Source organism: Mycobacterium hippophais (genome assembly GCF_027529605.1).
GTDB classification, from domain to species: domain Bacteria; phylum Actinomycetota; class Actinomycetes; order Mycobacteriales; family Mycobacteriaceae; genus Mycobacterium; species Mycobacterium arseniciresistens.
Genome location: NZ_JAPZPY010000001.1, coordinates 168,523 through 189,961, shown reverse-complemented (window position 1 = coordinate 189,961; position 21,439 = coordinate 168,523). Strand labels below are relative to the sequence as shown.

The 21,439-nt window shown below is 70.3% G+C and carries 21 protein-coding genes and 1 pseudogene; 5 read left to right on the top strand and 17 right to left on the bottom strand.

The annotated features are described in order from the left end of the window. Positions 1–17 precede the first annotated feature (17 nt). Positions 18–1,181, bottom strand: coding sequence for a glycogen synthase (glgA, locus tag O6P37_RS00895; protein WP_269892310.1), 1,164 nt, complete (start codon positions 1,179–1,181; stop codon positions 18–20). A 161-nt stretch (positions 1,182–1,342) separates the two neighbouring features. Between glgA and glgC the strand changes: the two genes are divergently transcribed. Continuing rightward, positions 1,343–2,557 carry a glucose-1-phosphate adenylyltransferase gene (gene glgC / locus O6P37_RS00890; RefSeq protein ID WP_264014291.1) on the top strand — a complete coding sequence of 405 codons (1,215 nt, stop codon included), beginning with the start codon at positions 1,343–1,345 and terminating at the stop codon, positions 2,555–2,557. Positions 2,558–2,584: 27 nt separating this feature from the next. Here the strand turns inward: glgC and O6P37_RS00885 are convergent, their stop codons facing one another. From O6P37_RS00885 to O6P37_RS00835, 11 genes are all read right to left on the bottom strand, one after another. Further along, the gene (locus O6P37_RS00885; protein ID WP_269892309.1) at positions 2,585–3,364 is read right to left on the bottom strand and encodes an MHYT domain-containing protein; all 780 of its coding nucleotides are present in this window, start codon (positions 3,362–3,364) and stop codon (positions 2,585–2,587) included. 36 nt (positions 3,365–3,400) lie between these two features. Then, positions 3,401–3,985 carry a GTP-binding protein gene (locus O6P37_RS00880; protein WP_269892308.1) on the bottom strand — a complete coding sequence of 195 codons (585 nt, stop codon included), beginning with the start codon at positions 3,983–3,985 and terminating at the stop codon, positions 3,401–3,403. Continuing rightward, positions 3,966–4,331 carry a DUF742 domain-containing protein gene (locus tag O6P37_RS00875; RefSeq protein ID WP_269892307.1) on the bottom strand — a complete coding sequence of 122 codons (366 nt, stop codon included), beginning with the start codon at positions 4,329–4,331 and terminating at the stop codon, positions 3,966–3,968. Before O6P37_RS00875 ends, O6P37_RS00880 begins: the two co-directional genes overlap by 20 nt. 8 nt (positions 4,332–4,339) lie before the next feature. After that, positions 4,340–4,774 carry a roadblock/LC7 domain-containing protein gene (locus tag O6P37_RS00870; RefSeq protein ID WP_269893128.1) on the bottom strand — a complete coding sequence of 145 codons (435 nt, stop codon included), beginning with the start codon at positions 4,772–4,774 and terminating at the stop codon, positions 4,340–4,342. A gap of 8 nt (positions 4,775–4,782) precedes the next feature. Continuing rightward, the gene (locus tag O6P37_RS00865; protein WP_269892306.1) at positions 4,783–7,272 is read right to left on the bottom strand and encodes a sensor histidine kinase; all 2,490 of its coding nucleotides are present in this window, start codon (positions 7,270–7,272) and stop codon (positions 4,783–4,785) included. Positions 7,273–7,429: 157 nt separating this feature from the next. Next, on the bottom strand, positions 7,430–8,044 hold the full coding sequence (locus O6P37_RS00860; RefSeq protein WP_269892305.1) for a DUF4126 domain-containing protein: 615 nt from the start codon (positions 8,042–8,044) through the stop codon (positions 7,430–7,432). Between the two features lie 18 nt (positions 8,045–8,062). Further along, complete coding sequence (locus O6P37_RS00855; RefSeq protein ID WP_269892304.1) at positions 8,063–8,737, bottom strand: methyltransferase family protein; 675 nt, start codon at positions 8,735–8,737, stop codon at positions 8,063–8,065. 8 nt (positions 8,738–8,745) lie between these two features. Beyond that, the gene (locus tag O6P37_RS00850; protein ID WP_269892303.1) at positions 8,746–10,395 is read right to left on the bottom strand and encodes an ABC transporter permease; all 1,650 of its coding nucleotides are present in this window, start codon (positions 10,393–10,395) and stop codon (positions 8,746–8,748) included. Beyond that, positions 10,392–11,336, bottom strand: coding sequence for an ABC transporter ATP-binding protein (locus tag O6P37_RS00845; RefSeq protein ID WP_269892302.1), 945 nt, complete (start codon positions 11,334–11,336; stop codon positions 10,392–10,394). Before O6P37_RS00845 ends, O6P37_RS00850 begins: the two co-directional genes overlap by 4 nt. Beyond that, positions 11,336–11,992, bottom strand: coding sequence for a TetR/AcrR family transcriptional regulator (locus tag O6P37_RS00840; RefSeq protein ID WP_269892301.1), 657 nt, complete (start codon positions 11,990–11,992; stop codon positions 11,336–11,338). Before O6P37_RS00840 ends, O6P37_RS00845 begins: the two co-directional genes overlap by 1 nt. A gap of 119 nt (positions 11,993–12,111) precedes the next feature. Next, on the bottom strand, positions 12,112–12,774 hold the full coding sequence (locus O6P37_RS00835; RefSeq protein WP_264014301.1) for an O-methyltransferase: 663 nt from the start codon (positions 12,772–12,774) through the stop codon (positions 12,112–12,114). Positions 12,775–13,050: 276 nt separating this feature from the next. Between O6P37_RS00835 and sigE the strand changes: the two are divergent. The 4 genes and pseudogenes from sigE to tatB form a co-directional block, all read left to right on the top strand. Then, a pseudogene (gene sigE, locus O6P37_RS00830) lies at positions 13,051–13,775 on the top strand (RNA polymerase sigma factor SigE); the annotation flags it as partial. Between the two features lie 18 nt (positions 13,776–13,793). Next, positions 13,794–14,192: an anti-sigma E factor RseA gene (gene rseA / locus O6P37_RS00825; RefSeq protein WP_269892299.1), complete on the top strand. Its 399-nt coding sequence runs from the start codon at positions 13,794–13,796 to the stop codon at positions 14,190–14,192. 68 nt (positions 14,193–14,260) lie between these two features. Then, positions 14,261–15,754 carry a serine protease HtrA gene (gene htrA, locus O6P37_RS00820; RefSeq protein ID WP_264014304.1) on the top strand — a complete coding sequence of 498 codons (1,494 nt, stop codon included), beginning with the start codon at positions 14,261–14,263 and terminating at the stop codon, positions 15,752–15,754. Positions 15,755–15,756: 2 nt separating this feature from the next. Next, positions 15,757–16,179, top strand: a complete 423-nt coding sequence (tatB, locus tag O6P37_RS00815) for a Sec-independent protein translocase protein TatB (protein WP_269892298.1) — start codon at positions 15,757–15,759, stop codon at positions 16,177–16,179. A 26-nt stretch (positions 16,180–16,205) separates the two neighbouring features. Here tatB and O6P37_RS00810 read toward each other — a convergent pair whose 3' ends face one another. The 5 genes from O6P37_RS00810 to O6P37_RS00790 all read right to left on the bottom strand — a co-directional run bounded on the left by O6P37_RS00810 (position 16,206) and on the right by O6P37_RS00790 (position 21,422). Beyond that, the gene (locus tag O6P37_RS00810) at positions 16,206–16,847 is read right to left on the bottom strand and encodes a glycoside hydrolase (RefSeq protein WP_264014306.1); all 642 of its coding nucleotides are present in this window, start codon (positions 16,845–16,847) and stop codon (positions 16,206–16,208) included. Between the two features lie 71 nt (positions 16,848–16,918). Continuing rightward, the gene (locus O6P37_RS00805) at positions 16,919–18,061 is read right to left on the bottom strand and encodes an Mrp/NBP35 family ATP-binding protein (protein ID WP_269892297.1); all 1,143 of its coding nucleotides are present in this window, start codon (positions 18,059–18,061) and stop codon (positions 16,919–16,921) included. 48 nt (positions 18,062–18,109) lie between these two features. Then, positions 18,110–19,495 (bottom strand): lytic transglycosylase domain-containing protein, encoded by a 1,386-nt coding sequence (locus O6P37_RS00800; RefSeq protein ID WP_269892296.1) that lies wholly within the window; start codon positions 19,493–19,495, stop codon positions 18,110–18,112. An 89-nt stretch (positions 19,496–19,584) separates the two neighbouring features. After that, the gene (locus O6P37_RS00795; protein WP_269892295.1) at positions 19,585–20,130 is read right to left on the bottom strand and encodes a DUF1003 domain-containing protein; all 546 of its coding nucleotides are present in this window, start codon (positions 20,128–20,130) and stop codon (positions 19,585–19,587) included. Beyond that, entirely contained in the window at positions 20,127–21,422 is a 1,296-nt protein-coding gene (locus tag O6P37_RS00790) for a magnesium transporter MgtE N-terminal domain-containing protein (RefSeq protein ID WP_269892294.1), read from the bottom strand. The genes O6P37_RS00795 and O6P37_RS00790 overlap by 4 nt, the downstream gene beginning before the upstream one ends. Between the last annotated feature and the right edge of the window lie 17 nt (positions 21,423–21,439).

The window sequence follows — 21,439 nt, the reverse complement described above, 5'->3', positions numbered from 1 at the left end:
CGGCCGGCTCCGGCCCGCTACGGGCAGACGTCTTGGTAGATCTGCAGGGTCTGCTCGGCGATGTGTGCCCAGGAGAACTCCTCGATGCAGCGCTGCCTGCCGGCCTGCCCGTACTCGCGGGCCTTGACCGGCTCGGCCACCAGGGAGTTGACCGCGTCGGCCAGTCTGGTCTCGAAGAACGCCGTGTCCTTGGCGTCGTAGTGCACCAGCAGCCCGGTCTGGTGGTCGGCGACCACCTCGGGGATACCGCCCACGTCGGAGGCCACCACCGGCGTCGAGCACGCCATCGCCTCGAGGTTGACGATGCCGAGCGGCTCGTAGACCGACGGGCACACGAAAACCGTTGCGGCTGACAGAATCTCGCGGATCTTGCCGATCGGCAGCATCTCGCGGACCCAGAACACCCCGGTCCGTGCCCGCGCCAGTTCCTGCACCGCCGCCGTCACCTCGGCGGCGATCTCCGGCGTGTCGGGTGCGCCCGCGCACAGCACCAGTTGGACCTCCGGGGCGAAGCCGTGAGCGGCGGCGACCAGATGGGCGACGCCCTTCTGCCGGGTGATCCGGCCGACGAAGGCGACGATCGGCCGGTTCGGGTCGACGCCGAGTTCGGCCAGCACCGATTCGCCGGGCTGCGGCTCCGCCGGGTACCACACGTCGGTGTCGATGCCGTTGCGCACGACGTGCACACGAGCAGGGTTGAGCGCCGGGTAGGTCCGCAGCACGTCGGCGCGCATGCCCGCGCTGACCGCGATCACGGCGTCGGCGGCCTCCACGGCGGTGCGCTCCACCCACGACGAGATGCGGTAGCCGCCGCCGAGCTGTTCGGCCTTCCACGGCCGCATCGGCTCCAGCGAGTGCGCCGTCAGCACGTGCGGAACGCCGTACAGCAGCGCCGCGAGGTGGCCCGCCAGACCGGCGTACCAGGTGTGCGAGTGCACCACGTCGGCCTGGCCGGCGCCGTTGACCATGGTGAGATCCGCCGACAGCGTCGACAGCGCCGGATTGGCGCCCTTGAGTGCGGGATCGGGGTGCGCGACGAATGCGCCCGGGCGTTCCGCGCCCATGCAGTGCACGTCGACATCGCACAGTGTGCGGAGTTGGGCGACGAGTTCGGTCACGTGCACGCCGGCCCCGCCGTACACCTCGGGTGGGTACTCCCGCGTCATCATCGCCACCCGCATGGTTACGACGGTAGTTGTCGCGACGCGCCGCCGCAGGCTTGTTTTGAAGCTGCCGCAGGGCGGGTACGCGAAGAGGGTTCCGGTGCCAAACGCCTTGACAGACCGGCCTTCAAAACGGTCAATGGCTGGCCCTGTTGGGTACCGGCGGATAGGTTTGGATCATGAGGGAATTGCCACACGTGCTGGGCATCGTCCTGGCCGGCGGGGAAGGCAAGCGGCTCTATCCGCTGACGGCCGACCGGGCAAAGCCCGCGGTTCCCTTCGGCGGCGCCTACCGGCTCATCGACTTCGTGCTGTCCAACTTGGTCAACGCCCGCTACCTGCGGATCTGCGTTCTCACGCAATACAAGTCGCATTCGCTGGACCGCCACATCTCGCAGAACTGGCGCCTCAGCGGCCTGGCCGGCGAATACATCACCCCGGTGCCCGCCCAGCAGCGGCTCGGCCCGCGGTGGTACACCGGCTCGGCCGACGCGATCTATCAGTCGATGAACCTGATCTACGACGAGGATCCCGACTACATCGTGGTGTTCGGCGCCGACCACGTGTACCGCATGGACCCCGAGCAGATGGTCCAGTTCCACATCGAGAGCGGCGCCGGGGCGACGGTGGCAGGCATCCGCGTGCCGCGCGCCGAAGCGACCGCGTTCGGGGTGATCGACGCCGACGAGTCCGGGCGCATCCGCAGCTTCGTCGAGAAGCCCGCCGACCCGCCGGGCACGCCGGACAATCCCGACGAGGCCTTCGTGTCGATGGGCAACTACATCTTCACCACCAAGGTGCTCATCGACGCCATCCGCGCCGACGCCGACGAGGACCACTCCGACCACGACATGGGCGGGGACATCATCCCGCGCCTGGTGTCCGACGGCATGGCCGCCGTCTACGACTTCTCCAACAACGAGGTGCCCGGCGCCACCGAGCGCGACCACGGCTACTGGCGCGACGTCGGTACCCTCGACGCGTTCTACGACGCCCACATGGATCTGGTGTCGGTGCACCCGGTGTTCAACCTCTACAACAAGCGCTGGCCGATCCGCGGAGAGTCCGGCAACCTGGCGCCCGCGAAGTTCGTCAACGGCGGGTCCGCGCAGGAGTCCGTGGTCGGCGCGGGCAGCATCATCTCCGCGGCGTCGGTGCGCAACTCGGTGCTGTCGAGCAACGTCGTCATCGACGACGGCGCGATCGTCGAGGGCAGCGTCATCATGCCGGGCGCCCGCGTCGGCCGGGGAGCGGTGGTGCGCCACGCGATCCTGGACAAGAACGTCGTCGTCGGGCCGGGGGAGATGGTGGGCGTCGACCTGGAGAAGGACCGCGAACGCTTCGCGATCAGCGCCGGCGGGGTGGTCGCCGTCGGTAAGGGCGTCTGGATCTAGCCCGCCGCGGAACTGCGTTCCCGGCGCTCAGGCGCGCGGCTCGAGCACCCTGGCGTCCGTCTCGGCGCCATCCGAGGTTCCCGCACGGTCGCTCGCCATCATCACGGCGGTGATCGGGACGGCCAGCGCCAGCAAGCCGATCACGAACACCGGGAACAGGAACGAAAAGACCTCGGGACCGGCGGGCACGGGAGCGGCGTGGTCGACGGTCACCCGGACCGCGGCCATCCCCGTGTAGTGCATCCCGACGACGGCCACACCCATCACCAGTCCCGCGACGAAACGCAACGCCGGCGATTCGAGGACGAGCGTGAACCAGAGGGCGGCGGTGGCCGCGACCACCGCGATCACGATCGACAGGGCGACGAGGGTCCTGTCGTAGGCCATCGCGCCCTGCATCTGCAGCGCCCACATGCCGGTGTAGTGCATTCCGGCGACGGCCAGGCCGGTGATCACGCCGCCGGCGACGAGCCGGGGCAGATGGACGGTGCGGCCGATGGTGAGCAGTCCGATGAACACCGCGGAGATCGACAGCACCGCCGAGGCGATCGTCCAGCCGAGGTGGTAGCGGACCACGCTGCTCGGGATGGCGAAACCGAGCATCGCGATGAAGTGCATCAGCCAGATCCCCACCCCGCCGATCGCGATCGACGCCATGGCGAGCCAGCGCAGACGGCTGCGGTTGTCCGGGGCCGCGGCGCTGCACCGGGTGCACGCGAGCCCGACGACCGAGCCGCTCACCGAGACGATGTAGGCCAGGAAGAGCAGCCAGATGCCCATGCCGAAGTGGTGTACGTGATCGCTCATGGTTGTTCCCTCGTCGATTCGAATGTGGTCACAGGCTCAGGGCACCGTCGTCGGCAGCAGGTCGAGTGCGTAGGTGGTGATCGCGATCAGCGCGGTCTTCGCCGAACCGCGGTCACGGGCGTCGACGCTGATGACCGGGACGGTGGGCGGTACGGCGAGTGCCTCGCGAAGTTCTTCTGCGATGCAGGCCGGGGCGTCGTCGAACTCGTTGACGGCGACCAGGAACGGTATCTTGCGTGCCTCGAAGAAGTCGACGGCGGCGAAGCTCTGTTCGAGTCTGCGGGTATCGACGAGGACGACGGCGCCGATCGCACCACGCACCAGGTCGTCCCACATGAACCAGAACCGGCGTTGTCCCGGAGTTCCGAACAGGTAGAGCACATGGTCGTCGGCGATGGTGATGCGGCCGAAATCCATTGCGACCGTCGTGCTTTCCTTGTCCGGCGTGTCATCGAGGTCGTCATGCCCATACGAGACGCCCGTCACCAGGGCTTCGGTGCGCAACGGCACGATCTCCGACACCGCGCCGACGAACGTGGTCTTGCCGACACCGAAGCCGCCGGCGATCACGATCTTCGTCGACGACACCGTGACACCACCGTCAGATCGCGCGTAGTCCACCGAGGGTCCTCTCGATCAGCCGGCGCCGTTCGGACACCGTCGAGTGGTCGGTCAGCGACGCGTGGACACGCAGGTGGCCGCTTTCCACCAGGTCCGCCACGAGGACCCGGATCACGCCGATGGGAAAGCCGGCGTGCGAGGCGATCTCGGCGATCGACGGCCTGCGGGTGCACAACCGGATGATGGCGTTGCGGACGTCGCCCGGCGCCCACTCGCCGTCGCCGCCCGGCACCAGGGCCTCTACCGTGACCTCGATCGGCAGCTCGATGCGGGGGGTGGTTCGCCCGGCCGTGAGGGTGTACGGCCGGGCCGGATTGGCGGCTCGTCGCTGCTCTGGCCTGTTCATGTCAAACGTCAACGGGCCGCCCGCGTCGCCCGGGGGGTCGCCTGCACGGTCTTGCCGACCCGGTCGACGAGCAACGCCATCTCGTATCCGACCTGTCCGATGTCACACGAGATCGTCGCCAGCACAGCAAGATACGAGCCGTCGCCGACGCCCATCACCAGCAGGAACCCGCCGTCCATCTCGATGATCGACTGGCGTACGTCGCCCGCATCGAACAGCCGCGCTGCGCCGCTCGACAGGCTGGCCAAACCGGAGGTCACGGCTGCCAGCTGCTCGGCGCGGTCCCCGGGCAGGTGGGAGCTCGACGCCATCAGCAGTCCGTCGGCGGACACGAGGATCGCATGTGACACGCCGGGGACGTCCCTGACGAAGTTGGCGACGAACCAGTCCAGGGTGCGGTTGGCCGTGGGAGCGGAGGCTGCGGGCCAACCGTGGGATTGCATGTCGGCGTTCATCGGTCCTCTTCTGTCGGTCGTTCGGCGGCATCGCTTTCGGCGCGTCCCCTGCGGACACCGGCGAGCTGACGGCTCAGGACGTCCCTGATGGCCGCGGGATCGCTCCTGCCGTCCGCGGCGGCGTCCCTTCCGCCCGCGGAGGGCTCGGGTATCAGGTGTGCACCGCGCTCGCGGATCGGCAGACCCGATTCGGTGTACCGCACGGGCGCCCGGTCACCGGCGTCGACCTCGGTGGGCGGCGGGGCCTGCGGCGTTGCGGGCGTTGCCCGGTGCATCGACCATTCTGAGGTCATCCGCTCGAATATCGGCGCCCCGTCCGACTCGAGGCTCGGCCACGGCGGTTCAGCAGGCGGCGGCGGCTTCGGCGGCTCTTCGGCGGGCGGCGGCGGCGGTCCGGCCGGGTGGCTCGCGACGTCGTTGACGCCGCTGGCGCCGGGCGACCGCCTGGGCAGCGTGCCGCCGGTGCGGACCGCACCGTTCGCCGGCGCCGGGTCTTCGGCGGCGACCCCGGTTCGGCTCACCGCCGCGTGGTCCGGCACCGGCACACGTTCGACGGACCACAGCCGCGGCGCGTCCTGTGCCGACACGGGAACGCGCGGCTCGTCGGGGCCGACGGCGACATCGGTCGGCGGCGCCAGCAGCGCGCCGGGTAGGTGCACACTGGCCGTCACACCGGGCCGGTCGGTCGACGGGGCGGTGGTGCGCAGCCGGACGGTCGCCCCGTGCCGTCGCGCGAGGCGCCCGACGACGAAGAGGCCCATCCGCTTTGCGGTCTCGGATGTCACCTCGCCGCCGAGCGCCAGCCGTTCGTTCGCGGCGTGCACATCGTCGGCGGGCATGCCCAGTCCCCGATCGGCCACCTCGACGAGGATGCCGGCGTCGACCGCGCGCGAGACCGTCACCGCCACCGGAGATTCCGGCGGGGAATAGCGCAGGGCGTTGTCGAGCAGTTCGGCGATCAGGTGGCCTACATCGCCCGACGCCGCGCCCACGATCGCGCCCTCGACGACCGTGCCGACCCTGACCCGGCGGTAGTCCTCGACCTCGGACATGGCGGCGCGCAGCATCTCGGACAGCGGCACGGGCTCGAGCCGGCGGTGGCGTTCCACCGTGTCGGCGAGCACGAGCAGGTTGTCGCCGTTGCGGCGCATCCGCGTGGCGAGGTGATCGAGCCGGAACAGATGGTCGAGTCGTTGCGGGTCGTCCTCGTCGAGCTCGAGGGTCTCGATCAGCGCCAGCTGCTCTTCGACGAGGGACCGGCTCCGGCGGGAGAGGGTCTCGAACATGTCGCCGATCTGCAGGCGGATGCCGTGCTCACCGGCCAGCCGGACCGCCTGGAAGTGGATGTCGTCGATCGCGCGCGCCAGTTGGCCGATCTCTTCGTTGGTGCGGACCGGCAACGCCTCGATCTCGGGCACTGCGGCGCCCCTGCTGAGCCGGTCGATCTCTTCGGGCAGCTGGACCTGCGCCACGTGCGCCGCGCCGCGCCGCAGCCGTCCGATCGAGCGGATGAGGGAACGGCCGACCGCGAGCGCGAACACCAGCGCCGCCAGCACCGCACCCAGGATGATGGCGGTGTCGCGCAGCGCTGCGGACCGCAACGCGTTGGCCCGGGCGTACACCGTGCCCTCGAGATCCGCCGCGAGCTGCCGCGCCATGGCGTGATAGCCGCCGGCACTGTCGCGCATCGCCGCGGCGAACCGGAGCGCGTCCACCGGTGCTTCCGGCGGGCGGGTGTAGGTCTCGCGCCTCGCGTCCGACGGGGCACGCAGCGCGGCGACCTGGTCGGCGGGCATCACCTGCGCGAGGCGATCGATCGCGGCCGCCTCGGCGCCCGCAGCCTCGGCCGCTTCCGCCCGCAACGCGACCGACGTGCCGAAGTCCGGCGCGGCCACCAGCACCTGCTGCGCCGTCAACGCGCGTTGTGCCGCGAGGACAGTGACCAGGCGGTCCGCCAGCGGGCGCACGGCGTCATCGTCGACGGTGGCCGTGATCGTCGCCACCGCCGAGGCCACCTCGGCCGCCGCTTCTCCGGCTCGTTCGGCGATGCTCGGCTGGGGCACCGGGCCCGCGGCGATGTCGTCGCGCAACGCCTTGGCCGTCGAGGACGCGGTCGCCAGTTCCGCGGCCACGGCGGAGTCGAGTTCGGCGGAGGCGACGAGTGCGGTCAGTGCCGTTGCGCTCGCATCGAACCGTGTGAGCGGTTCTGCGGTCGGCGCACCCGAGGCGGCGGCGTCGGCCAGGGCGTCGAGCCGGTCGACGAACTCCACCGCAGGCACCACGATCGCCACATTGCCGGTCGCGACGCTCAGCCTCGACGCCGCCGAGAGGTCGTTCTGGATCCGCAGCGCCCCGAACGCGGCCGCGAGCAGCACTGGGACGACCAGCGTCGCGGCGACCTTCCACCGCAGCGGCCATCCTTCGAGCGACATCCACGCCGCGGACCGACGCGTGGGCTCGACGCCCCTCGGATCATCGGCGTCCATCCGCACCACCCTCCGCCGGGCCTATTGACGGTCAAGTAGAAACCCGGGTCAAGCCGGAATGGTAGATGAGACGGGGCCACGCCGCATCGACGGGCCGACGTCATCGGCGGCGCTGCTGCTCGCGGGCCTGCCGGCCACGAAACGGCGCCGAAGGCGGTCAGGCGGGCGGCTCGAGCGCCGAGGTGGCCGCCTCGGCCCGGCGGCGCCGTCGCCGGCGGCGCAGCAGCGTGACCGCCGCCCACGCCATCAGTGCCAGCGCGACCAGCACCAGCACGGGCAGCAGCAGGGCGACGAACACCAGGCCGATGCTGGTGACGTCTTCCACGGTCGACAGCACCGGGGCGGCGACACCGGCGGTGGCGACGTTGGCCGCGGGCCGGACGGCCGACTTGGTGAGTGACACCGCCAGCGCCGTGACCACGCCGATCGCGACGGGCACCCACTGACCGGACTGCGCGAACGCGCCGGGGTCGGTGACCGCGCCGGTCTGTGCCGCAGTGCCGGAGCCGAAGACGATGCCGCCTGCGGTGGGCCGCACGAACGTCTGGATCATGTCGTTGACGCTGTCGAGCGCCGGGATCTTGTCCGCCACCACCTCGACGCACAGCAGCACTGCGACGATCGCCATCACCCAGCCGTTCTCGAGCCACGCCCACGTGTGCGGCAGCGACACCAGGTCGGTGAACCGGGCGAGCAGTCCGAGAGCGAGCAGCGGGATGTAGGCGTTCAGTCCCGCGGCGGTCGCCAGCCCGAGGCCGGTCAGCAGCTCCACGTCACAAGTATGAGCGCGTCACCACACGAAGGGCAGCAACCTGAAGCGCACCTGCCCCGTGTATTCGCGGTAACCGGCGAGCTGATCGACCAGCAGCTTCTCCTCGTCGAGGATCCGCAGCGCGAGCAGCGCCAGTCCCGGCACGATCGCGACCAGACCCCAGAAGGAGTCCAGGGCCGGCGGGGTGCCGAGCAGCATGATCAGCGCGCCGGTGTACATCGGGTGCCGCACGATGCCGTAGAGCCCGGTGGACGCCAGCGGCTGATCGGCCTCGACGGTCACTGTGGCCGCGGCGTAGCGGTTCTGGATCACCACCAGCTGGGCCAGCAGCAGGCCGGCGGCGACCAGTACGTAGCCGACCACCACGACGGGCGCCGGCACCGACGACCAGCCGAACCGGTGGTCGAGGGCGCTGACGACGAGCATCGCGACGACCAGCAGCACGACGCCGGCGACGACGAAGCGCTGCACCGGACGCGCCTCGGCGGTCGGCCCGGCGTTCATCCGGCGCTGCATGGCGGCGGGGTCGCGGATCGCCAGGTACAGGCTCGGCCCGATCGTCGACACCACGAACACGGCGATGAACACCCACGCCTGCCAGTAGTCGACGGTGCCCGCGGGTATGAACAGGGCCAGTCCGAAGAAGAGGAGGGAGAACAGTGCCGATCCGAAGGTCTGCAGTGCGATCTTCACGGTGCTCCTCAGCGCACGTCGCGGCGGCGGAAGGCGAGGACGCCCAGTGCGATCAATGCGGCGTCGATCGTCAGCAACCACAGTAGCGGTGTCGCGGTGAACTCACCGGTGCCGACATGCGGGATGTGCACGAACGGTTCGAGATCGATCAGCCACTGAGGTGAATTGCCCAGCGACCCCAGCAGGAACACGGCGACGAACACCACCAGGACACCCCACGCCACCGGCGTGAACCGTGGCGCGAGCCCGAATATCGCCACCGTCACCGACGCGAGCAGCCACACCGCGGGCAGCTGCACCGCCGCCGTGCCCAGTACCGCGGGCAGCGTGCCGCTCACGTCTCCTGCGCTCGCGCCGTAGACCAGGCCGGTGACCGCGCCCGACAGCAGCAGCGCGACAGCGGATCCCGCGATGGGGAACACCAGATGGCCTGCCAGCCAGCGGGTTCTGGCGACCGCTCCGGCCAGCAGTGTCTCCGCCCGCGCGCTGCTCTCCTCCTGATGGATTCGCAGGGTCAGCGAGATTGCGAAGGCCGCCGTCACCATCCCGAGCATGTTGAACGCCACAGCGACGAACGCCTGCTCCATGACGTCGCTGCCGCCGAGACGGCTCACGATGTCGCGGGACACCTCGCTGTTGCCGATCTCCTCGCCGATGCCGTTGACGATGCTGCCGATCAGCAGCCCGTACAGGCACAGGCCGACCGTCCAGACCAGCATCGACCCGCGGTTGAGTCGCCATGCCAGAGATGTCGCGCCACGCAGGCCGCCACCTGCCCGCGGTGCGCCGGGCCGCTCGGCGATCAGTCCCGCGCCGACGTCGCGGCCGGCCAGCAGCCGATAGGCGACGATCGTCAGGATCGCGGTGAGCGCGACGTGCAGCGCCAGCACCGCGAACCGGTCGCCCGCGAACGGGCGCACCTGCAGCGACCAGCCAAGCGGGGACAGCCACGTCAGAAACTCCGCGCGAGGTCCGGCGTCGCCGACGGCACGCAGGGTGAAGGCCGCGCCCAGCACGCCGAAGGCGGCGCCGCGGGCGAAGCGGGCACTCGGTGAGAGCTGGGCGGCGACGGCCGCGACGGCCGTGAAGACGAGACCCGAACAGGCCAGCGCCAGTGCGAAGGCGAGCGACCCGGCGACGGGGATGTCGAGGGTGGCCAGGCCGGCGAAGCCGATGATGCCCGTGAGCACCGACGCGCCCGCCGACAGCAGCAGTGCCGCGGTGAGGCCGGCGTAGCGTCCGACGGCGGTCGAGTCCAGGAGTTCGGTGCGGCCGGTCTCCTCGTCGGCGCGGGTGTGCCGGATGACCGTGAGTATCACCGCGACCGCGATGAGCACGTGGAACATGCCGGCCTTCCAGATACCGACCGCGCCAAGGCTGTCGTTGTAGACCTGCCCGTAGAGCGCCCGCTGGGCGGGGCTGGCCATGATGGTCGCGGCCAGCGACGCGCGGTCGGCCTGCGTGGGGTACACGGCCTCGGTGCTGCCGACGTACACGGTGGCCAGCGGGACTGACAGCAGCAGCACCCACAGCGGCGCCACGATGCGGTCGCGGCGCAGGTAGAGCCGGAGCAGCCCGACGGTCCCCGAGAAATGCGATCCCCTCGGTGGGGCCTGGTGGGCGGGCTGGTGGTGGGGCCGGTCCAGGGTGGTGCTCACGCCGTCACCTTCTCGGACTCGTCGTCGGAGGTGTCGCTGGTGTCGTAGTGGCGCAGGAACAGATCCTCCAGCGTCGGCGGCTGGCTGACCAGGCTGCGCACCCCCGCGTCGCCGAGCGCCTTGATGACCTCACCGAGGCGTTCGGCGTCGACCTGCGCGCGCAGCGTGTGCCCGTCGACCGAGACGTCGGCGACGCCGTCCATGCTCAGGATGCGACCCAGTTGTGCCGCCTCGCCGACCATCTCAGCCTTGATCGCCGTCCGGGAGAGGTGCCGCATCGATTCCAGCGTGCCGCTCTCGACGGTCCGGCCGGCGCGGATGATGGTGACCCGCTCACACAGCGCCTCGGTCTCGGCGAGGATGTGGCTCGACAGCAGTACGGTGGCGCCCCGGTCGCGGGCCTCGGCGACGCACTGCTGAAACACGTTCTCCATCAGCGGATCCAGTCCTGTGCTCGGTTCGTCGAGCAGCAGCAGATGGGCCCGCGACGAGAACGCCGAGATGAGGGAGACCTTCTGCCGGTTGCCCTTCGAGTACGTTCTGGCCTTCTTCGACGGGTCGAGGTCGAAGCGCTCGATGAGTTCCCGGCGACGCGACTCGTCGAGACCGCCGCGCATCCGGGCCAGCAGGTCGATCGTCTCGCCGCCGGTCAGCGACGGCCACAGCGTCACATCGCCGGGCACGTAGGCGATCTGCCGGTGCAGGTCGACAGCGTGTGTCCACGGGTCGCCGCCGAGCAGTCGGACGGTGCCGCCGTCGGCGCGGACCAGGCCGAGCAGGATGCGGATCGTCGTCGACTTGCCTGCGCCGTTCGGCCCGAGGAAGCCGTGCACCTCGCCGTCGGCGACGGACAGTTCGAGCCCGTCGAGTGCGTGCACCGCGCCGAATTTCTTGACCAGCCCGTGGATCTCGATGGGTTGAGTGCCGTGTTTCGTGGCCATCACTTCTCCTTCGACGTGGGGATGGGCTCACCCGTCGCCTGCTGGGCGACGAAAGCGTCGTACATGGTGGAGTCGGCCATCAGCCCGTGGGAGTACACCTCGAGTGCGGGCACCACCATGTCCTGGGCGTAGTCGCGCAGCACGGCGCGCAGATCGGTCGGGTCGTCGTGCATCTGCAGGTACAGCAGGAAACTGCCACCGTTGGTCATCGCGAGGTACTTGGCACGCGCCTTCGCGTCCCGGCTCGGCTTGATGGTGCCGGCGCGCACGCCTTCCTCCATGTACTGCTCGACGTTGTCGATCATGCTGCGCCAGAACGATTTCGCCAACTCGCCGCCGGACTGCATGCTGCGCACCAGGTAGGCCATCATCGGTGCGTAGGACTCGATCTCGGCCATCTGGGCGAACCACGTCGAGGGGTCGGTGCTCTGGATCGACGCCGACTTGGATCTGCGGATCTCTTCGGTGATGTAGTCGTCGCACACCTTGCGCAACCCGTCCTTCGAGCCGAAGTGGTGGATCACCAGCGCGGCGCTCACCCCTGCGGCGTCGGCGATGGTGCGCAGTCCCACCGCGAAGCCCTTCTGGCCGAACTGGTCGATCGCCGCGTCGCGGATGCGCGCGATGGCCGTCCTGTCCTCCGGAGCTGAACGCATGTTCAGTACACTAAACGCGCGTTCAGCCCTCGGTCAAGGCCTATCCGCGAGCAGGCGCAAAATCGCACCGAAAGCGGCCAGAGAGTGCGATTTTGTGACTGCTCGCGCAGAAAGGAGGGTCAGTCGCGGGCGGCGGCCAACAGGCCGTCACCCAGCGGCACCAGCACCGGGGTGAACCGCTCGTCCTCGGCGATCAGCCGGGCCGCTTCCCGCACGGCGCTGACTTCGGCATCGTGCGCCGACGCGTCGCCGGCCCGGCCGCCGAGTGCAGCCCGGTGCACCACGATCGCGCCGCCGGCGCGCAGCAGCCGGACGCCTTCGACCACGAACTGCGGCTGGTCGATCGGGTCGGCGTCGATGAAGACCAGGTCGTAGGACTCGTCGGCGAGGCGGGTCAGCACGTCCTGGGCGCGGCCGCTGATCAGCCGGGTGCGGCCGGGCCCGATACCCGCTTCGCCGAACGCCTGCTTGGCGATCCGCTGGTGCTCCGGTTCGACGTCGATGGTGGTGAGCACACCGTCCTCACGCATCCCCGACAGCAGCCACAGCCCACTCACCCCGGCGCCGGTGCCCACCTCGACGACCGCCCGCGCGCCGGTGAGCCGGGCGAGCACGCTGAGCAGCGCCCCGACCGCGGGCGTGACCGCGCCGGCGCCGATGTCGACCGCACGTTCGCGTGCGGCCGCGACGATGGAATCCTCGGAGATCGACTGCTCGGCATGGGTGACGATCGACGCGGCCCGGCTGTTCGGCTGGGTGGTCGGGTCGTCGGTGCTGGCCATGCCCGCAGCGTAATTCGCGCGCCGCGCGGCCCAACCGTCGACACGCCCGCGCGGCAACGTGTGATTTACGTCGTAAGTGATGGGTTTTCCCAGGTTGGACTAGGGGTAGCCACGTTTCTCAGGGAAACTTCAGTGTGCTCATATCCGCTGCACACTGCGATGAGGAACGGTATCGGCATGGAAGACGGCGGACGCTGGCGCTTCGGGAATAACGACCTGAGCGGTCGCGTTGCCGCGAACATCGAGCAGTCGTCTTCTGGCGACCGCCCTGACCTGGAGGATCCGACGACCACCACCGCTGCACAACCGTCACCCGTCACGATGGCGCATCTCGAGCAGTACGCCGACTCCGACTGGGTGGAACCGACCGACGAGCTGACCGGCACCGCGGTCTTCGACGCTACCGGCGACAAGGCGTCGATGCCGTCGTGGGACGAACTGGTCCGTCAGCACGCGGACCGGGTGTACCGGTTGGCCTACCGCCTGTCGGGCAACCAGCACGACGCGGAGGACCTCACGCAGGAGACCTTCATCCGCGTGTTCCGGTCGGTGCAGAACTACCAGCCCGGCACCTTCGAGGGCTGGTTGCACCGCATCACCACCAACCTGTTCCTGGACATGGTCCGGCGACGCGGGCGCATCCGCATGGAGGCGCTGCCCGAGGACTACGACCGCGTCCCGGCCGACGACCCCAACCCCGAGCAGATCTATCACGACTCCCGGCTGGGGCCCGACCTGCAGGCCGCACTGGACTCACTGCCGCCGGAGTTCCGCGCCGCCGTCGTGCTGTGCGACATCGAGGGTCTGTCGTACGAGGAGATCGGCGCCACGCTCGGGGTGAAGCTCGGCACCGTCCGCAGCCGCATCCACCGCGGCAGGCAGGCGCTGCGTGACCATCTGGCCCGCCACTCGTCGGACACGGCCAGATCTGCCTGACCGTCACAGGTGTCCGGCGGGACGTCTCGCGCTACATTCGAAGTGAGCACCGCGGACCGAGATGAGTGGAGAGGAGCTGGGTGATGGTCGACCCGGGACATGTGTTCCGTCGCGCTTTCTCCTGGCTGCCCACCCCGTTCGCCTCGCAGAACGGCGCGCCGGTCGGAGCGCCGCGGCAGTTCGGCTCCACCGAGCACCTCTCGATCGAGGCGGTCGCGGCGTTCGTCGACGGCGAACTCGGCATGAATGCGCATCTGCGGGCCGCGTCGCACCTCTCGCTGTGCCCACAGTGCGCAGCCGAGGTGGAGGCCCAGGGTCAGGCCAGGTCGGCGTTGCGGGATTCGCGCCCGATCGCCGTGCCGACCTCTCTGCTCGGCATGTTGTCGCAGATCCCGCACTGCACGCAACCGCAGCCAGCCGATGAGCCGGTGCAGCCGCAGTTTGCTGATGACCCGTCCCGGGCCCGTCGCAAACGCCGGTAGGCTAGATGCGAGTCGAGCTCGACCTGCGCCGGCGACGGCGGGCGCTCCCAGCAGAAGGTGAATGACGCGTGACCAATCAGGACCCGTCCGGCGACAGCCAGCGTCTTGACCCGCGCCCTGTCGACCGCCCCGCAGTCGATCCCGCCGCCCAGCGCGCGTTCGGCCGCCCCGAGGGGTTCCGCGGCTCGTTCGTCGCCGAGGCCGAATTCCGCGACCGCGGCGAGTACACGCCGAGGGACAAGTCCTCTGATCCCGTGCTGGCCGAGGCGTTCGGCCGCCCCCGGGCGGGCGGCGAGTCCCTGCAGCGCCACCCCGCGGACGCCGGCGCACTGGACGCCGAGCGCGACGCCGGACTCCCCGACGAGACCGACGACCCCTGGCGCAACCCGTCATCGGCCGCCTCCCTGGGCACCCCCGCCATGCCGCACTCGACGGCGACGCATGCGGCCGCGCCCGTTGGCCGGCTCGGGGTCCGGGACGTGGTCTTCGGGCGGCGGGTGTCGTTCGTCGCGCTCGCGATCGTCGGCGTGATCGCTCTCGTGGTCGGTGTCCTGGGCGGCTGGATCGGATACCTGACTGCCGACCCGGTGTCGGCGTTCACCACGTCGGAGGCGACGCTGGACACCGGCGACGCCGAGGATCCGCCCGAGGGCCGATTCATGAAGGTGGCCGCCGAGGTCGCCGATTCGGTGGTCACCATCGAGGCGACCATCGGCAAGGAAGGCTCCCAGGGGTCCGGCGTGGTCGTCGACCCCCGCGGTTACGTCGTCACCAACAACCACGTGATCTCCGAGGCGGCCACCAAACCGGCCGAGTCCAAGATCAAGGTGGTGTTCAACGACGGCAAGGAGGTTCCGGCCAACCTGGTGGGCCGCGACCCCAAGACCGACCTCGCCGTGCTGAAGGTCGACAACGTCGAAGACCTGAGCGTCGCGAAGCTCGGCAACTCCGACGACCTGCGGGTCGGCGAAGAAGTGATCGCCGCGGGCGCGCCACTCGGCCTGCGCAGCACGGTCACCCAGGGCATCATCAGCGCGCTGCACCGGCCCGTTCCGCTGTCGGGCGACGGGTCCGACACCGACACCGTGATCGACGGTGTGCAGACCGACGCGTCGATCAACCACGGCAACTCCGGCGGACCGCTGATCGACATGAACGCCAATGTGATCGGCATCAACACCGCGGGCAAGTCGCTGTCCGACAGCGCCAGCGGCCTCGGCTTCGCGATCCCGGTCAACGAGGTCAAGATGGTGATGGACGCGTTGATCAAGGACGGCCGGATCTCCCATCCCACACTGGGTCTGACCGCTCGCTCGGTCAGCAACGACGTCGCGTCCGGCGCGCAGGTGGCCAACGTGAAGGCGGGCAGTGCCGCAGAACAGGCAGGCATCCTGGAGAACGACGTCGTCGTCAAGGTGGGGTCTCGCGAGGTGGCCGACGCCGACGAGTTCGTCGTCGCGGTGCGGCAGCTGAAGATCGGTGAGCCCGCGCCGATCGAGGTGATGCGCGAAGGCCGGCCGGTGACACTGACCGTGACCCCGACGCCCGACAACACCGTCTGACCGTGTTCGCCAACATCGGCTGGGGCGAGATGCTGCTCCTGGTGATCGCGGGTCTGGTGATCCTCGGCCCGGAGCGGCTGCCCGGCGCCATCCGGTGGACGTCTGGCGCGCTGCGCCAGGCGCGCGACTACGTCAGCGGCGCCACCACTCAGTTGCGCCAGGATCTCGGGCCCGAGTTCGACGATCTGCGTGAGCCGCTCAGCGAACTGCAGAAGCTACGAGGGATGACGCCGCGGGCCGCGCTGACCAAACACCTGCTCGACGGCGACGACTCGATCTTCACCGCGTTCGACAAGCCGACCGAGAAGCCGGTGAGCGCGCCGACCCCGCCGGTTCCGCCGACGGCGGGGGCGGGGGCGGAGCCGGCCGAGCAGCCGGGGTCCGCGACGCCGGCGAGCACGCGGTTCGACACCGACGCCACCTGATCGGCGCAGCCGCGTCAGACAGGGGATCAGACGAAGTACTTCTCGTCGCCACTCGGGTAGCCGCCGCCGTTGGTGGCGATGTGAATGTGGTCGAAGTGGTTGAGGGTCTCCGAGCCGTAGTCGGCGGTCCAGCTCGGGGCGCCGACGCCCGGGTAGAAGCCCTGCCGCCAGATGACGTGGATGACGCCCCACCGCTTGGCGTTCGCGAGCGCGTAGCCGGCGATCTGGTTGCCGAGCGCGATGCCTTCCTCACTGCCGTGATTCGGGATCATCACGTCGATTGCCAGTCCGTTCGGGTGCCACTTCAACGCGTCCTGCCGGTACCCGCCGATGGTCTTGATCTCCGGAAACAACGCACTGATGGCGCGCGCCGCGCGGATGGTGTTCACCTGAAGTCCTGATTCGGGGGTGACGCCGCGCGGCAGCTCGAACAGGGTGGGCGTGGTGGCGACTGGCGCCTGCGCGGCCAGCAACTCGGCCACCGGCGGGGGACTGCCGGCGGGCGGCGGTCCGGGTGGCACGAAGGCCTGCTGGTCGGCCGTCTGCGGGGGTGCCTCGGGCGACGGCGGCTTGGCGGCCTGGCCGTAGAGGAGCGCAGCCGAGACGACGACGGAACCCACCAGCGCCAGCAACCGGCCGCGGCCGTTGGCGGAAGGTGCGCTAGTCACGAGTCAGCACTCTAGTGTCGTCGGCCGCATGGTGTGGGGCTGTTGGTGTTGATGGTAAGAAAGTCGATCGGTCAGCGGCCGGCCGGATCCAATCCCAGCGACATGCCTGCCAGCCCGCGCTTGCGCGCCGACAGCGCGTCGGCGACGCCGCGGAGTTCCTTGCCCGCGGGCGAATCCGGGGCGCTGAGCACCAGCGGAACGCCCGAGTCGCCCGCGTCGACGAGCGCCTTGTCGATCGGCACCTGACCGAGCAGTGGCACGTCGGCGCCCACCGAGCGGGACAGCCTCTCGGCGACCTGGCGGCCCCCGCCCTCGCCGAAGAGCTGGAGGGTCGACCCGTCCGGCAGCAGCAGTCCGGACATGTTCTCGACCACGCCGACGATTCGCTGACGGGTCTGCAGTGCGATCGCGCCGGCCCGCTCGGCTACCTCGGCGGCGGCCGCCTGCGGCGTCGTCACCACCAGGATCTCCGCGCCGGGGATCAGCTGTGCCACCGAGATCGCGATGTCGCCGGTGCCGGGCGGCAGGTCGAGCAGCAGCACGTCGAGATCGCCCCAGTACACGTCGGCGAGGAACTGCTGCAACGCGCGGTGCAGCATCGGCCCGCGCCACACCACCGGGGTGTTGCCCTGGGTGAACATCGAGATCGAGATGACCTTCACCTCGTGGGCGATCGGCGGCAGGATCATCGAGTCGACCTGGGTGGGCCGGTCCGTCGTCCCCATCATCCGGGGCACCGAATGGCCGTAGATGTCGGCATCGAGCACACCGACGGCGAGTCCGCGCGCGGCCATCGCGGCGGCCAGGTTCACCGTGACGCTGGACTTGCCGACGCCGCCCTTGCCGGAGGCGACCGCGTAGACGCGGGTCAGCGAATTCGGCTGGGCGAACGGGATCACCGGTTCGCGGGAGTCGCCCCTCAGCAGGACGCGCAGTTCGGCGCGCTGCTCGTCGTTCATCACGTCCAGACTCACCTTGACGGCGCCGGTGCCGGGCACGTCGGCGACCGCCTGCTGGACACGTTCGGAGATCTCGGTCTTCTTCGGACATGCGGCGGTGGTCAGGTAGATCTCGACGTGGACGCTCGAGTCGGCTTCGATCGTCACGTTCTTGACCATGCCGACCTCGGTGATCGGCCGACGCAACTCGGGGTCGACGACCTTGGTCAGCGCGGCGCGCACCGCGCTCTCGAGCTCAGAGGAAGAAGAAGACATCACCCGCGAGTGTAGGCCGCCGCGGCGGTCCGTCGTGACGGCGGCCGGTCAGGCCGGAGGGCCGGGCGCGGGACCGGGTGCCGGGCCGGGCGCCGGCGCGCCGGCCGGTGCCGCGGCGGGTCCGGGTGGCGTTCCTGCCGGCGCGGGAGCCGATGCGCCGGGTGCCGAGGCGGGGGCGGGGCCGGGCGCAGGAGCAGATGCCGGAACGCCGGGGCCGGGCGCGGGACCCGATGCCGGAGCGCCGGGGCCGGGCGCGGGCGCCGAAGCAGGCGACGCGTTGCCGTCGAGGCAGAACACCACGCAACGCGGCGGTGGCGGCGGCTGCATCCACGGCGGTGTCCACGACGGCGGAACGGATGCGGGCGGCGCCGCGGCGGAAGGCGCCGGTGCCGGACCCGGCAACGGTCCCAGCGACTGGCCCGGCGCGAAGCCGGGGACGTCTCCCGGAGGTGCGCCCGTACGGCCCATCAAAGGCATCATCGCGAGCGGGTCGTCGGCGGGCAGGCCGGAGGCGTCGCGCGGCATCCCGGGACCGAGCCCCTGGTAGGCGGCCAGGTGACCGGCTTCGAGCGGTCCGCGTTCCGGTGCGCTTCCGGTGATCGGCGGGAGGTTCACCGGCATCACGCCGGTCGCGTAGCCGGCGGCCCAGCTGAGCACGTTGCGGGCGTAGGCGACGGAGTTGTTGTACCGCAGGATCGCCGTCATCACCTGGGACTGGTCGCGCAGGTTCAGCCCGCCGCTGCAGAGGTAGCGCGCGGCGCCCAGCGAGGCGTCGAAGAGGTTCTGCACCTCGGCCTTGCCGTCGCCGTCGCCGTCGGACTTGTAGCGGGCCCAGGTGCCGGGCAGGAACTGCATGGGGCCCATCGCGCGGGCGTAGACCACCCGGTCGGACGTCCGGCTCTGCACGATGACCTCGTTGCCCGCCAGGGTGCCGTCGAGGGCCGGACCGTAGATCGGCTGCCGTGCGGTGCCGCGGGCGTCGGTGGCGCCGCCGTTGGCGTGCATCGACTCGATCCGTCCGATTCCCGCCAGCAGGTTCCAGCTCACGCCGCAGCCGGGGAAGGACTTCGCCATCATGCGTTCGGCATTGCGGTAGGCGCTCAACGCCATGACCGGGATGCCGAGGCTGCCCGGCGCGTTGACGACGGCGGCGGGCGGCGGGGCGGACGCCGTCGAGGCGGCGATCCGGTAGTCCCGTGGCGCCATCTTGACCGCGATCACGTTGGGGCCGACGCGGTCTCGGGAGGAAGGCTCGACGGCGGCCATCGGAGTGACCGCCGAGTCCCGCGTCGGGGTCGCGTCGGGTGCGGAGGCGCCGACGGCGCCGACGAGGATGACCGGTACCAGCACGGCGATACCGAACGCGGGCGAGCCCAAGGCCCGCCCTGCGTGACGTCGCGCGGCCGCGACGGCCGCCCCTCCCCCTATGCGCACTCAACCGTCCTCGGTCCGCGGTGACGTGTGAACCAGGTCACCATACCCATCTCTTGTTACGCGTGTTATCGCATTGGTCCACTGAGGCGTTAACTGGACCGCTTGGCCCGTCGTTCGCTCCCATCGGGCCTCGCGTCCTTGGCCGAGGCGTCCCCGGCCGTTTCGAGCGCGGCGATCATCTCGCGGATCTCCTCCAGTTCGCGCCTCATGTAATCACGGGTGGCCACCTCGCCCACGGCCAGCCGCAGCGCTGCGAGCTCACGGGCGAGGTACTCGGTGTCCGCCTTGGTCTGGGTGGCCCTGCGACGGTCCTCTTCGAGCGACACCCGGTCCCGGTTCTCCTGCCGGTTCTGCGCCAGCAGGATCAGCGGCGCGGCGTATGCAGCCTGGGTCGAGAACGCCAGGTTGAGCAGGATGAACGGGTAAGGGTCCCACCGCAGGCCGACCGCGAAGAGATTCAGCGCGATCCAGATGATCACGATGAGCGTCTGGACGGCCAGATAGCGGCCGGTGCCGAGGAAGCGGGCCAGCTTCTCGCCGTACTGGCCCACGACTTCGCGGTCGAAGTTGAAGGTGAACCGTCGCCGCGACGACCGCGGGGTGTCCAGCCGGCCGCGCGCCGACGAGTCGCTCATGCGGTTCCCTCGGTGCCGGAGAGCTCCGGTTCGTCGGCACGCTCGCGCCAGTCGTCGGGCAGCAGGTGGTCGAGCACGTCGTCGACCGACACCGCGCCGACCAGATGGTTCTCCTCGTCGACCACCGGCCCGCAGACCAGGTTGTAGGCGGCGAAGTAGCGGGTGACCGCCGCGAGGGAGTCCTCGGGGGCCAGGCTCGGCAGGTCGGAGTCGAGGATGCCGCTGACGAGCGCGGCCGGCGGCTCCCGCAGCAGCCGCTGCAGATGCACGCAGCCCAGGTAGTGGCCGGTCGGAGTGGCGGTCGGCGGCCGGGCGACGAACGCCAGTGACGCCACAGCGGGCGTCAGGTCGGGGTCGCGGACCCGGGCGAGGGCCTCGGCGACGGTGTTGTCGGGCGCCAGCACCACCGGTTCGGAGGTCATCAGACCGCCCGCGGTGTCGGGTGAGTGGCTGAGCAGGCGCCGCACGTCCTCGGAATCCTCGGGATCCATCCGCCGCAGCAGCGCCTCCGCGTCGGCCGGCGCCATGGTGCCGAGCAGATCGGCTGCGTCGTCGGGATCCATCGCCTCGAGCACGTCGGCGGCGCGGTCGGTCTTCAGGTGGTTGAGCACGTCGGCCTGGTCGTCCTCGGGCAGCTCCTGCAACACGTCGGCCAGGCGTTCGTCGTCGAGCGCCGCGACGAGTTCGTAGCGCCGCTTGGCGGGCAGCTCGCGGATCGCGTCGGCCACCTCGATGGGCCGCTGGCCCTCGAACTGTTCGAGCAGCGACGCCACGCCCTGGTCGGGCATGGCCAACCCGGACGGCGTCAACCCGTGCACGTTCTGCCAGTCGACGATGTGGATGTTGCTGCGCCGGCCCAGCCTTCGCTGCGGGCGCACCGCGACGCGCGTCACCTTCCAGTCCCTGGTCCTGGTCTGCTCGATTCCCAGATCGACCACCACGACGTCGATCCCGGCGAGTTGCGGCAGATCGGGATCGTCGACGCGGACCCGGGTCTCGAGCACCTGTCCGAGCACCAGCACCTCGCCCGGGCGCTGTGAGAACTTCCGCAACGACACGTTCCCCGTGTTCAGCGTCGCCGCGCTCGGCTCGATCGCCGTCACCCGCAGGATCGGGACGAAAATCCTTCTGCGGGTGAGCAATTCGACGACCAGGCCCAGTACGCGGGGCTGATGCCGGACGATGCTGATGCTGATCACGACGTCGCGCACCCGGCCGATGGACTCGCCGTCGGGACCGAGCACGGCCATGCCCGCCAGCCGTGCCGCATAGACCCTGCTCACTGACGCCATGCCACAAAGGGTAAAGA

Coding starts and splice junctions, on each gene's coding strand:
- O6P37_RS00840 (WP_269892301.1), bottom strand. CDS start 11,992: ATGCGTTCAGCTCCGGAGGACAGGACGGCCATCGCGCGCATCCGCGAC.
- O6P37_RS00870 (WP_269893128.1), bottom strand. CDS start 4,774: ATGCAATCCCACGGTTGGCCCGCAGCCTCCGCTCCCACGGCCAACCGC.
- O6P37_RS00805 (WP_269892297.1), bottom strand. CDS start 18,061: ATGTCTTCTTCTTCCTCTGAGCTCGAGAGCGCGGTGCGCGCCGCGCTG.
- O6P37_RS00885 (WP_269892309.1), bottom strand. CDS start 3,364: ATGAGCGATCACGTACACCACTTCGGCATGGGCATCTGGCTGCTCTTC.
- O6P37_RS00835 (WP_264014301.1), bottom strand. CDS start 12,774: ATGGCCAGCACCGACGACCCGACCACCCAGCCGAACAGCCGGGCCGCG.
- O6P37_RS00795 (WP_269892295.1), bottom strand. CDS start 20,130: ATGAGCGACTCGTCGGCGCGCGGCCGGCTGGACACCCCGCGGTCGTCG.
- glgC (WP_264014291.1), top strand. CDS start 1,343: ATGAGGGAATTGCCACACGTGCTGGGCATCGTCCTGGCCGGCGGGGAA.
- O6P37_RS00865 (WP_269892306.1), bottom strand. CDS start 7,272: ATGGACGCCGATGATCCGAGGGGCGTCGAGCCCACGCGTCGGTCCGCG.
- O6P37_RS00790 (WP_269892294.1), bottom strand. CDS start 21,422: ATGGCGTCAGTGAGCAGGGTCTATGCGGCACGGCTGGCGGGCATGGCC.
- O6P37_RS00845 (WP_269892302.1), bottom strand. CDS start 11,336: ATGGCCACGAAACACGGCACTCAACCCATCGAGATCCACGGGCTGGTC.
- glgA (WP_269892310.1), bottom strand. CDS start 1,181: ATGCGGGTGGCGATGATGACGCGGGAGTACCCACCCGAGGTGTACGGC.
- rseA (WP_269892299.1), top strand. CDS start 13,794: ATGGTCGACCCGGGACATGTGTTCCGTCGCGCTTTCTCCTGGCTGCCC.
- O6P37_RS00875 (WP_269892307.1), bottom strand. CDS start 4,331: ATGAACAGGCCAGAGCAGCGACGAGCCGCCAATCCGGCCCGGCCGTAC.